The organism is Pseudomonas sp. B21-048 (genome assembly GCF_024748615.1).
In the GTDB taxonomy this organism is placed as follows: domain Bacteria; phylum Pseudomonadota; class Gammaproteobacteria; order Pseudomonadales; family Pseudomonadaceae; genus Aquipseudomonas.
In genome coordinates, this window is record NZ_CP087168.1 from 1,020,316 (window position 1) to 1,031,897 (window position 11,582).

Sequence of the window (11,582 nt, forward strand, 5' to 3'; positions counted from 1 at the left end):
GATGTCCTTGAAGCACTTTATCCAAATCACCAAACCGGGGATCATTTTCGGTAACGTGCTTTCAGTGGCGGGCGGATTTTTCCTGGCCTCCAAAGGGCATGTCGATCTGGCCATCTTCCTGGCTGCGATGATCGGCACGTCCCTGGTGGTGGCCTCCGGTTGCGTGTTCAACAACTGCATCGACCGCGACATCGACCTGAAGATGGAGCGCACCAAGAACCGGGTGCTGGTCCAGGGTTTGATCTCCCTGAAACTGGCCCTGGCTTTTGCGACCATCCTTGGTGTTTTCGGCGTTGCACTGTTGTACAAGGTGGCCAACCCATTGGCTGCACTGTTCGCGGTGATCGGTTTTGTCATCTACGTCGGCTTCTACAGCCTGTACCTCAAGCGCAAGTCGGTTCACGGCACGCTGGTGGGCAGTCTGTCGGGGGCAATGCCGCCGGTGATTGGCTACGTGGCTGTGACTAACAGCTTCGACATGGCCGCGCTGACGCTGCTGGTGATGTTCAGCCTGTGGCAGATGCCGCATTCCTACGCCATCGCAATTTTCCGCTTCAACGATTACCTGGCCGCATCGATTCCGGTGTTGCCAGTGAAGCGCGGGATTCAAGTGGCCAAGAAGCACATCCTGCTCTACATCCTGGCGTTCCTCGTGGCGACCTTGATGCTGACCTTCAGCGGCTACGCCGGCATGAGCTACCTTGCCGTCGCCGCGGCCATGGGCATGTACTGGTTGTACATGGCCTGGACCGGTTACAAGGCAGTGGATGACACGGTCTGGGCACGCAAGCTGTTTGTGTTCTCGATCTTCACCATTACTGCCTTGAGCGTGATGATGTCGCTGGATTTTAAAGTGCCGAGTGAGCTGTTGCTGACTTACGCGCCTTAAGCGTCGGATGCTGTAAAGAAAAGCCCCGCCTTCGAGAGAAGAGCGGGGCTTTTTTTGTTTAGCGTTTAGCGTTACTGCGCGGCGATGCTGTAGCCGTCGAACGCGGTTTGCTGCTGAAGCGCGGTGATGATGTTCTTGCGGTTGACCGCTTGTTCGGCCCCGGCGTTGTCCAGGAACGTTTCGCTTTCCAGCTCCGCTTCTTCGCCTTCGCCGACGAAAGTGAAGCCCAGGAATTCCAGCGCTTCACGGTCCACATTCAGGCGCGAGCGCGGGGTGCGCAGGGGCAGGGTGACGCTGATGCCATCCTTGCTGATGGTGAACACTTCGACTTCTTTCTTGGCGCGAGCCGCTTTGCTCTTGCCGCTGCTCGGGTTGCTGATGGCCTGGTGAGTCTGGTTCAGCACCTTCAGCGCCAGGCCATAAACGATTTCCTGGAACGCCGGGTCGTCCTTGAAGCTGGACAGAATGCGGCTGATCGAGAATTTGCTGCTCAGATCTTCCAGGGCAGCGATGTCGGCTGCTTCGGCGTCTTTCAGTTGCTTGAGTTCGCCCATCAAATCGTAGGCTTTGTCGTCGTCGAAGCTGTCATGAGCCTGGCGAATCGCGGCGCGCAGCTCGCGGATCTGGTCGCTTTCCCGGGTGGATTGAAAAGCGTCCAGAACCATTTCGCTGATGGTCTTGGCCTGAGGCACATGCTGTGAAAGATTGATGGAGTTTTCGTATTCCGCTTTGGACGACAAGGTGATTACGGATTCAGCGGTATTGGAATCAGACATTGAAATTTCACTACTTCTTTTAACTTGGATTGAGGCGAGAAAGCACGAGGCCTTTTCAGGCCGCCTAATCTATTGGACCGAGGCTGCGTTGTCACGGATGAACAGGCGGCTGGTCAGCATTTTTGCCCGCGCTGTCGACTATTTCCCCATCGAATTTATATTCATCGAGCGAACCACATATTGTTCTGCTGTTTGCTCATCCACCGGCAAAGAGAAACGAAAGGTCGCGCCGCGTCCGGGCACATCGATCAGTTCGATCTCGCGCCCGTGCAATTGCAGGATCCGGTGCACGATCCGCAGCCCCAGTCCGCCATCGCGCCTGGCGCCGCCAATGTTGAACGGGCGCAGGAACAGACTTTCGCGCAGTTCGGGAGCGATTCCCGGGCCGGTGTCGCTGACGGTCACTTCGATAAAAGGTCCTTGTGGGCGCAGGCTGAGTTCGACCTCTCCACCTTGAGGCGTATGGCGCAGGGCGTTGTCGAACAGATTGGTCAGCACCCGCTCGATCAACCCCAGATCTGCGCAGGCCACGGCAACGTTGGGGGAGAAGGTGGCCTTGAGTTCGATCTGGCGTGCTTCGGCGCTGAGTTCGAATTTCTGAAAGATGTCCTGCACCAGATCGGTCAGGGAGAAGCGCTCCAGCACCGGTTGCACGAAACCGTGCTCCAGCCGCACCAGTTCCAGCAGCGATTGCGCCAAGCCGCCGACCTTGCGGCTTTGATCCAGGGCGATCCCCAGATAACGGCGGCGATCGGCGGGGGACAACGTGGCGTCCTTGAGTGATAGGGTTTCCAGGTAACCGTGCAGCGAAGCCAGTGGTGTGCGCAGGTCGTGGGAGATGTTCGCCACTAGTTCGCGACGCTCCTGATCCTGGCGGGTCAGCGAGCGCCATTGTTCGCCGAGGCGCGCTTGCATCTGTCGGAAGGCGGCGTCGAGTACGGCAATTTCATCGTGGCTGGCGGCTTTTTCTACCGGCTCTGGCTCGGGCAAGGCGGGCGGCACCGACGGAACGCCGTTGATATCGAACTGACTGACTTTTTCGGTCAAACGGCGCAATGGCCGGGTGATCAGGCCAAATGCCGTGAGGCCGGCAATCAGGCAGAGCAACGCTACCAGCCCAATGGATAACAATGCGGTATTGAGCGCCGCGCTGGTGGCGCCGCGTTCGGCGAAGCGGTCGTGCTCTTCGCTGAGCAACACCACATAGAGATAACCGGCCGGTTGACCATTGACCCGCAATGGCGCGGCGCTGAATACCTTGCTGCCATCGACGCTGCGCGGATCGTCGCCGAGAATCGGCAGGGCCTCGCCTTTGAGCAAACGCTGGATCGGCGCCAGATCGACCCGTTCCCGGCGAATCCGGCCTTCGGGTGCGGCGCTGCCGACAATTCGGCCTTCGGTGTCCAGCAGATAAACCTCGACACTGGGGTTGACCAGCATCAGCTGGCTGAACAATTCGCGCACGGCATTGGGCATCGGGCCATTGCGGTCCATCAGCACGGTGTCGTGGGCGATGTGTTGCGCCAGATCCCGCGACAACCCCTGCACCACTTCCAGTTCATGCATGTGGTTGGAGCGCACCTGCATCCATGCCGAGGTGCCGCAGCACACCAGCAACAGCACGGCGAACACCAGGGACAGGCGTTGGGTCAGGGTCAATCTCATGGCTGCTCTTCGCTCGTGGCGAATTTGTAACCACGACCCCACACGGTGAGGATGCGCGCCGGTTGCGCCGGATCGGCCTCGATCTTGGCCCGCAGGCGGTTGATGTGGGTGTTGACCGTGTGCTCGTAGCCTTCGTGGCTGTAGCCCCATACCGCGTTGAGCAGGTCCATGCGCGAGAAGACCTTGCCGGGCTGACGGACGAAAAAGTACAGCAGGTCGAACTCCCGCGGCGTGAGGTCAAGACGCCGGCCATCGAGGGAAACTTCACGTGTGATCGGGTCGATGGACAGGCCATCGCTGCTCAGACTGCCAGCGTCCATTTTCAGGTTACGGGCCATGGCGTCGACCCGTCGCAGTAGTGCCTTGACCCGCGCCACCAGCTCTAGCATGGAAAAGGGTTTGGCCAGGTAATCGTCGGCACCGAGTTCCAGCCCCAGAATCCGATGGACTTCACTGGAACGCGCACTGGTGATGATGATCGGTGTGTAGCGGGCCATGGCCCGGGCGCGGCGGCAGATTTCCAGGCCGTCGACGCCGGGCAACATCAGGTCGAGGATCAGTGCGTCCCAGCTTCCTTGCTGCAACAGTCGCATGCCCTCATCGCCGTCGGCGCAGTGCACCACCTCGAACTGCTCATCGCGAAGATGCAGGCAGATAAGGTCGGCGATAGGCAGGTCGTCCTCGACCACCAGGACGCGTTTGGTCTGTTCCATGGAGCTCAATCCTTTGTGGCGCAATGAACACATTGTGCGGGTTTTCCTGAGGCTGAGTTATCACGAATTATTTAACTTCTCGTGAGGATTTGGCGATCAACTCAAGCCTAGGCTGTGTTCCATGCAAGGCATCTGGAATTTTGGAGAAGGCCCATGTTTTCACGGCGACAGTTTCTTGTAGCGAGCGGCGGGCTGGGGGCTGCAGCCCTGGTGATCGGTGTATTGCCAAAATTTTCCGCAAGCGTCGCGCTGATCGATGAGGCCCGCGCGGCAGAGGTTTTCGAGGTGACCCACAGCGACAGCGAATGGCGCGCCATGCTCAGCGCCGAGCAGTACGAGATCCTGCGTGAAGAGGGCACCGAACGGGCCTACAGCAGCCCGCTGAACAACGAGCATCGGGAGGGCGTTTTTGCCTGCGCCGGTTGTGATCTGCCGTTGTTTTCTTCCGACACCAAGTTCGACAGCCGCACTGGCTGGCCGAGTTTCTGGGCGCCACTGGGCAACGCGGTCGCCACCCGTCAGGACCGCTCCTTCGGCGTGCTGCGCGAAGAGGTCCACTGCCGTCGTTGCGGCGGTCATCTGGGGCATGTCTTCGAGGACGGGCCAAAGCCCACCGGCCTGCGCTACTGCATGAACGGCCTGGCGCTGACGTTCAAGCCACAGGCGTAATCCATGGGCACTTCCTTTCACTCACTTCACGCAGGTCGACGTTATGTGGCTTCTGGTCCTTGCTTATCTCGGTGGTGTGCTGACGATCGTCAGCCCGTGCATTCTGCCGGTATTGCCCTTTGTCTTCGCTCGCACCGGGCAGCCGTTTATGAGGAGTGGCTTGCCGCTGCTGGCGGGGATGGCGCTGACCTTCGCGCTCGTCGCCTCGTTGGCGGCGGTGGGCGGCGGTTGGGTGGTGCAAGTCAATCAGTACGGTCGCTGGCTCGCGTTGCTGTTCGTTGCACTGTTCGGGCTGACGCTGTTGCTGCCCCGGTTGGCCGAGCGCCTGACGCGTCCGCTGGTGGCGGCCGGCGGTCGGCTGTCGGAAGCCGCGGCTGCCGATACCCGGCCGCGCCCCGGCGCTTCGTTGCTGATCGGTGTCGCCACGGGCCTGCTCTGGGCGCCCTGCGCCGGGCCGATTCTGGGCCTGCTGTTGACTGGCGCGGCGCTGCAAGGGGCAAACATCGCCACCACCCTGTTGCTACTGGCTTACGCGGCTGGCGCCGCCACCTCTCTCGCCGCGGCACTGCTGCTGGGCGGTAAAGTCTTCGCCGCGATGAAGCGCTCGATAGGCGCGGGTGAGTGGCTGCGCCGAGGCTTGGGAGTCGCGATGCTGGCCGGTGTGGCGGCAATCGCTTTGGGGCTGGATACCGGGATTCTGGCGCGGGTCTCGACAGCCTCCACCGGCGGTATCGAGCAGGCGTTGGTAAGCCGATTCGCCGGTAAGTTGCCGACCGACAGTGGGGCGATGATGTCGCAGATTCCACGGGGCGGCGATCAACCCGCCGGCAGTATGAAAATGACCGCCAAGATACCGGGCGAACTACTGATTGAAGGCAACCTTCCATCGCTGGACGGCGCTGTGCAATGGCTCAATTCACCCCCACTTACCGCCCAGGCCTTGAAGGGCAAGGTTGTGCTGGTGGATTTCTGGACTTACTCCTGCATTAACTGCCTGCGCACCCTGCCGTATGTGAAGGCCTGGGCCGAGAAGTATCGCGATCAGGGATTGGTGGTGATCGGCGTCCATACGCCCGAGTTTGCCTTCGAGCGTGATGCAGGCAACGTCACCAAAGCCATGAAAGACCTGGGCATCACTTATCCGGTGGCAATCGATAACGACTATAAGGTCTGGCGTGCTTTCAGCAACCAATACTGGCCAGCCCACTATTTTGCCGATGCTCAGGGGCGCATTCGTTATCACCACTTTGGTGAAGGAAAATACGCCGAATCGGAGCGAGTGATTCAGCAACTGCTGCGTGAGGCGGGCGCCGCGAAGGTCGCGGACGGGCTGATCAATGCTCGCGCCGAGGGTGTCCAGCTCGCCCCGAACATGAGTGAAGTGCAATCGCCGGAAACCTATGTCGGCTACCGACGGGCGGAGCATTTCGTTGCTGAAACCGATCTGGCGCCAGACAAGGTGGCGGCCTATAGCCCGCCGTCACAATTGGCCCTCAATAACTGGAGCCTGGACGGTCAATGGACTGTCGGTCCGGAGCGGGCCGTTTCAAACGCACCGGCCAGCCGTATCGTCTACCGCTTCCACGCTCGCGATCTGCATCTGGTATTGGGCCCCGGTGCTGACGGTAAAACGGTGCGTTTCAAAGTGTTGATTGACGGCAAGCCCCCAGGTGATGCCCACGGTGTCGACGTGGCGCCCGATGGCAGCGGCAGCGTCACCGAGCAGCGGTTGTATCAACTGGTACGCCAGACCGCAGGCGTAAAGGACCGGACATTCAGCATTGAGTTTCTCGATCCCGGTGTGTCGGCGTATGCGTTTACGTTCGGTTGATAGCCCCATTCACTAGGAGACAACCCATGAAAACCCCATTCAACTGGCGTCGTACCCTGATGGGATTGGCCGCCGCTAGTGTTATCGGTCAGTGCGTAGCGTTCTCTTTTGGAGGCGCCGAAGAGGCGGTCATCATTCCGCCACCAACGCTCGACGAGAACACTCAAGCGCGCAGTGAAACGGCAATTTTTGCCGGCGGTTGCTTCTGGGGCGTCCAAGGGGTGTTTCAACACGTCAAAGGGGTGAAGAATGCCGTCTCCGGCTACGCGGGCGGCACCGCTGACACCGCTCAATACGAGCGGGTCAGCAATGGCGATACCGGTCATGCTGAGGTCGTCGAAGTCACCTACGATCCGGCTCAAGTCAGCTATGGCAGTTTGTTGCAGATCTATTTCTCGGTGGCTCACAACCCTACCGAACTCAACCGCCAGGGCCCGGACAGCGGCACCCAGTATCGATCGGCCCTTTTCCTGAAAAACGCTGAACAGCAACGCGTCGCCCAGGCCTATATCGCGCAACTCGATGCCGCCCATTCGTTCAACAAACCCATCGTCACCAGACTGGAGACCTACAACGGCTTCTACCCGGCGGAGGAGGAGCATCAGGACTTCTTGACCGAGCACCCGACGTATCCCTACATCGTGATCAATGATCTGCCGAAGGTGGCGCAGTTGAAGCAGTTGTATCCGGATCGGTATCGGGAAAAGCCAGTGTTGGTGAAGGCTGGTCAATAGTGATTGGCTACTTCGAGCGCGAGCGCTCCATCGCAATGGTCGACGTTTCAAAGCCCAGCTCTGAAAAGAAATCCGAAGCGCCTTCACGGCCTGCTCGCAGAACCCAGGTAATGGCGGTGTTGTCGCCCATGACATGCTCAACCAGTGCGCGACCGACGCCTTCACGTCGATGCTGCCCACACACGACAACCATCGACAGATAACCGTTGGATAAACCATCGGTGATACCTCGAGCAAACCCGACGATGCGGGAGTCCTTTATCGCAAGAGCTGTACGTTGGGAATTAGCGATCAACTGCGCGAAATGCTCAGCTGAGCCGGTGCGGTGAGCCCAACCATTCTCGCCAAGAAAAAGACGCACGGATTCCACGTCCGAGGGCCGCACATCACGAATAAGCACGGGAGTATTCATCCCGAAATCACATTCTTGCCCGCAATCTTCGACCGATACAGCGCCTGATCGGCCCTTGCCAGGAACCCGGTCTGTTGCTCTTCTTCAAAACGTTGCACCACGCCAAAACTCATGGTCACTTGATAATCCCCGACCGGCAGCAGACTCGACAGTCCATGGCGGATACTTTCAGCGAGCGCCCTGGCGTCGGCCAACAAGGTATTAGGCAGGATCATGATGAATTCGTCGCCTCCCCAACGGGCCAACAAATCACCTTCACGCACGTAGTGCTTAACGCTTTCGATCACCTGCACCAACGCCGCATCACCCAGGGCATGGCCGTAGTGATCGTTGATGTTTTTGAAGTCATCGATGTCCATGGCGATCAGCGACAGGGGGTGGCGAAAGCGTTGGGCTCGGTCGCATTCCTGGGGCAGGGCCTTTTCCAGTCGATAGCGATTGGCGATGGAGGTGAGCATATCGGTTTCCGCCAGTTTGCGATTCTCTTCGAGTTGAATCTGCAACTGCTGATTGACCCTGGACAACTCCCGGGTGCGTTCTTCGACGATGGCTTCGAGGGATTGATTGCGCCGTTCCATTTCTTCGAACAGGCGTTTCTTGTCTTCGACACTGCGGTGCGCGCCGACCATTCGTGCCACCGAACCGTCGGCATTACGTGCCAGTATGTAGCCGCGATCTTCGATCCAGATGTAAGTGCCGTCGCGCATGCGGCAGCGATACTCGGCTTGATAACCGGGGGCGCGCTGATTCAGGTAGTCATCAAACAGTGCCATGACCCGCGAAAAATCATCGGGATGGATCACGTTTTCCCAGGTCAGCACGTTGTTATCCAGGGAATGAGGCGGATAGCCGAGCATCTCGTACCACCCTGGGTTGCGATAGACGAACCCGGTGTTGGCATTCCAGTCCCAGATGCCATCGCTGACCAGTTCCAGAATGGTATGCAGCATGTCTTGGTTAAAATCTGACAGATTGAACTTCAACGGCTCGATATTCGATGCCTCACCCATCATCGGTCTCCCTGCCGTCCTGATATCAACGTGACTCGCCCGTCGAGAAGATTAGTTCATGGCGTATTGCCCCGGCTAGTGTTTGCCCCACCTCTGCAGTGCAAAGTCGACGAAGCTGCGTAATTTCGGCAGACGGTAGCGGTCCTGGGCGTACACCAGGTTCATTGGCCGACTCGGCAATTGGTAGTCCTGCATCAAGGCCACCAGTTTTCCGTCCTGAAGATCCTGCTCCACCAACGCATCGGGCACCATCACAATGCCCATCCCGGTTCGCGCCGCTTGATGCAGCCCCGCCGAGCTGTTGATCAGCATCGGTCCGCTGACCTCCACCATGACTTCGCCTTCGGGTCCCCTCAGGCGCCATAGTTTTGCTACCGAGTGCCAGTCATCTCCGGCCGGGTAGGCGAAGGCCAGGCAGTCATGGTGTTGCAGGTCGGCAGGTTTTTCCGGAGTGCCTCGGCGTGCCAGATAGTTCTTCGAAGCACACAGAGTCATTGTGTAGTCGATGAGCGGGCGGGCGATCATGTTGGACATCTCGGTAGTGCCCAAGCGAATCGCCACATCGAAACCGTTGTCGAGCAGATCCAGGCGCTGGTTGGTCAACACAACGTCGAGTTTGACCTGCGGACAGCGCAGCGCGAATTCGCTCAAGGCCGGTGCCAGCCGTTCGGTGCCGAAGGTCAGCGGGGCAGTGATGCGCAGAGTGCCGCTCGGTTCGTCCAGGGTCTGTTCGGCCAGGCGTTCGGAATCGGCCACCAGCCCCAGCACTTCAAGGCAACGCTGATAGTACGCCGTGCCGAATTCCGTCAGCCGCTGACGCCGTGTCGTACGGTTGAGCAGGCGCACACCCAGACGTTGTTCCAGGGCTCGAAGATGATTGCCGACCATGGTCGTCGACATTTCGCACTGCAAAGCGGCGGCGGTCATGCTGCCGGCTTCCACCACTCTTACGTAAACGGTCATTGCCTGGAACAAATCCATTATCAAGCTCTGCTTTAAAATGATTGAAGTGTTGCAGTGTTTATCCAGCTCAGGTGGCTAACCATACTGCAAAAACACCGACTATTAATGGAGTTTGATGTCATGACCGCCGCCTGCCTGATGAGCACCTACCAACCCTTGGCCCTGAGTTTCAGCAAAGGCTTGGGCACGCGCCTCTGGGATCAGGACGGTCGCGAATATCTGGACGCGGTGGCGGGCGTAGCGGTGACCAACGTCGGCCATTCCCATCCGCGAATTGTGGCGGCCATCAGCGAACAGGCCGGGCTGCTGTTGCATACATCCAACCTGTACAGCATCGACTGGCAACAGCGGCTGGCACAGAAACTGGTTCGGTTGTCTGGCATGGACCGGGCGTTCTTCAGCAACTCTGGCGCCGAAGCCAATGAAACCGCGCTGAAACTCGCGCGGCTTTACGGCTGGCATAAAGGCATCGAGCAGCCGCTGGTGGTGGTCATGGGAAACGCCTTTCACGGTCGTACTCTTGGCACCTTGTCCGCCAGTGACGGCCCGGCGGTGCGCCTGGGGTTTAGTGGATTGCCGGGTGATTTCATTAAAGTGCCGTTCGGCGATCTTGCGGCGCTGGACGCGGTGCAACACGCCCACGGCTCGCGCATTGTGGCGATCTTGATGGAGCCGATTCAGGGAGAAAGCGGTGTGCAAGTGGCGCCGCCCGGTTATCTCAAAGCGGTGCGCGAACTGTGCAACCGGCGCGCCTGGCTGCTGATGCTCGATGAAATCCAGACTGGCATCGGCCGCACCGGCCAGTGGTTTGCGTTCCAGCACGAAGGCATCACCCCGGACGTCATGACCCTGGCCAAAGGCTTGGGCAACGGAATTCCCATCGGAGCTTGCCTGGCCCGGGGCAAAGCAGCCGACCTGTTTACCCCCGGCAGCCACGGCAGTACGTTCGGTGGCAATCCTTTGGCATGCCGCGTCGGTTGCACCGTGCTGGATATCGTTAAAGAACAAGGGTTGCTGGAGAACGCCAAACTGCAGGGAGAACGCTTGCTCGCCAGATTGCGCATCGAATTGGCCGATGACCCCAACGTCCTGGCAATTCGCGGCCAGGGTTTGATGATCGGCATCGAACTCAAACAGCCGATTCGCGACCTGACCCTGATAGCTGCTCGGGATCACGGACTGTTGATCAACGTGACACGGGGCAAGACCATTCGCCTGCTGCCACCGCTGACTATTGATGAGCGGGAAGTGGAGATGATTGTCAGAGGGATTTGTGGGGCGATAAGCGTAGTTTGACCGCACTCTGTCTGCAGGAGCAGCCTTCGGCAGCTCCTGCAGAGTCGATGTCTGGGTCAGTGGAACAAATCTGCCAAAGAAAATGGCGGAGGCGATCAGTCGATTTTTTGCATCGTGCTGACGAAAGCCGTGACTTCGGCCCGGTTCATCAGTTGAAGTTTCGAGCTGCGAAACGCTTTGAACAAATGCCTATGCGCGGCAAACCCACTGGATCCTTCGCGGATGCGGTAGGTCTTCGCCCATTCCTGTAGCGCTATCAACAACTCGTCACTATCGTTTCGCTTCGCCTCTCGCTGGCGAATATGGCTGACACAGTCTTCGTCCTCCGGACACAGCCAAATCAGGGCTGTCGCCTGTTCCACCAATTCACTGACCATCCATCCATACACACCCTCGATAATCCAGCGCTCCTCATTCGCTGCCATTTTCGCCATTTTCAATGCTTCGGCACGTGGACGAGCGATGCTGTGTTCATCGGATATCCAGTGAATCAGGTCGAGATCGATCCAGGGCACTTGTAGATGCTCGGCCAGTCGTTTGGCCAGCCAACTCTTGCCCGAGCCGGAGTTGCCGATGATCAAGGTTCGGGTGAGGTTTATGCTGTGCAGGTAATAATTGCTCATG

General features: G+C 58.9%; 12 protein-coding genes. 5 read left to right on the forward strand and 7 right to left on the reverse strand.

Going from position 1 to position 11,582, the window contains the following annotated elements; translation table 11 throughout:
* Window position 1 precedes the first annotated feature (1 nt).
* A complete protein-coding gene (gene cyoE, locus LOY56_RS04570; protein WP_095055612.1) occupies window positions 2-889 on the forward strand; it encodes a heme o synthase in 888 nt (295 codons plus the stop codon).
* Window positions 890-960: 71 nt separating this feature from the next.
* On the opposite strand, the gene LOY56_RS04575 is transcribed toward cyoE, so the two are convergent.
* From LOY56_RS04575 to LOY56_RS04585, 3 genes are all read right to left on the reverse strand, one after another.
* Window positions 961-1,665, reverse strand: coding sequence for a hypothetical protein (locus tag LOY56_RS04575; RefSeq protein ID WP_258620185.1), 705 nt, complete (start codon window positions 1,663-1,665; stop codon window positions 961-963).
* A gap of 138 nt (window positions 1,666-1,803) precedes the next feature.
* Window positions 1,804-3,330 carry a HAMP domain-containing sensor histidine kinase gene (locus LOY56_RS04580; RefSeq protein ID WP_258620186.1) on the reverse strand — a complete coding sequence of 509 codons (1,527 nt, stop codon included), beginning with the start codon at window positions 3,328-3,330 and terminating at the stop codon, window positions 1,804-1,806.
* On the reverse strand, window positions 3,327-4,043 hold the full coding sequence (locus LOY56_RS04585; protein WP_258620187.1) for a response regulator transcription factor: 717 nt from the start codon (window positions 4,041-4,043) through the stop codon (window positions 3,327-3,329). The genes LOY56_RS04580 and LOY56_RS04585 overlap by 4 nt, the downstream gene beginning before the upstream one ends.
* A gap of 153 nt (window positions 4,044-4,196) precedes the next feature.
* Here LOY56_RS04585 and msrB point away from each other — a divergent pair, with 153 nt between their 5' ends.
* Genes msrB through msrA form a run of 3 tightly spaced genes read left to right on the forward strand, consistent with a single transcriptional unit; the run spans window position 4,197 to window position 7,277 of the window.
* Complete coding sequence (gene msrB / locus LOY56_RS04590) at window positions 4,197-4,712, forward strand: peptide-methionine (R)-S-oxide reductase MsrB (protein WP_258620188.1); 516 nt, start codon at window positions 4,197-4,199, stop codon at window positions 4,710-4,712.
* 43 nt (window positions 4,713-4,755) lie between these two features.
* Complete coding sequence (locus LOY56_RS04595) at window positions 4,756-6,543, forward strand: cytochrome c biogenesis protein DipZ (RefSeq protein ID WP_258620189.1); 1,788 nt, start codon at window positions 4,756-4,758, stop codon at window positions 6,541-6,543.
* A 26-nt stretch (window positions 6,544-6,569) separates the two neighbouring features.
* Entirely contained in the window at window positions 6,570-7,277 is a 708-nt protein-coding gene (gene msrA, locus LOY56_RS04600; RefSeq protein WP_258620190.1) for a peptide-methionine (S)-S-oxide reductase MsrA, read from the forward strand.
* 7 nt (window positions 7,278-7,284) lie between these two features.
* Here the strand turns inward: msrA and LOY56_RS04605 are convergent, their stop codons facing one another.
* The 3 genes from LOY56_RS04605 to LOY56_RS04615 all read right to left on the reverse strand — a co-directional run bounded on the left by LOY56_RS04605 (window position 7,285) and on the right by LOY56_RS04615 (window position 9,680).
* Window positions 7,285-7,689 carry a GNAT family N-acetyltransferase gene (locus LOY56_RS04605; protein WP_258620191.1) on the reverse strand — a complete coding sequence of 135 codons (405 nt, stop codon included), beginning with the start codon at window positions 7,687-7,689 and terminating at the stop codon, window positions 7,285-7,287.
* Window positions 7,686-8,699, reverse strand: coding sequence for a sensor domain-containing diguanylate cyclase (locus tag LOY56_RS04610; RefSeq protein WP_258622565.1), 1,014 nt, complete (start codon window positions 8,697-8,699; stop codon window positions 7,686-7,688). Before LOY56_RS04610 ends, LOY56_RS04605 begins: the two co-directional genes overlap by 4 nt.
* A 75-nt stretch (window positions 8,700-8,774) precedes the next feature.
* Window positions 8,775-9,680, reverse strand: coding sequence for a LysR family transcriptional regulator (locus tag LOY56_RS04615; protein WP_258620193.1), 906 nt, complete (start codon window positions 9,678-9,680; stop codon window positions 8,775-8,777).
* A 102-nt stretch (window positions 9,681-9,782) separates the two neighbouring features.
* On the opposite strand from LOY56_RS04615, the gene LOY56_RS04620 reads away from it, so the two are divergent.
* Window positions 9,783-10,958 carry an aspartate aminotransferase family protein gene (locus LOY56_RS04620; RefSeq protein WP_258620195.1) on the forward strand — a complete coding sequence of 392 codons (1,176 nt, stop codon included), beginning with the start codon at window positions 9,783-9,785 and terminating at the stop codon, window positions 10,956-10,958.
* A gap of 95 nt (window positions 10,959-11,053) precedes the next feature.
* On the opposite strand, the gene LOY56_RS04625 is transcribed toward LOY56_RS04620, so the two are convergent.
* Window positions 11,054-11,581, reverse strand: a complete 528-nt coding sequence (locus tag LOY56_RS04625; protein ID WP_258620197.1) for an adenylate kinase — start codon at window positions 11,579-11,581, stop codon at window positions 11,054-11,056.
* Between the last annotated feature and the right edge of the window lies 1 nt (window position 11,582).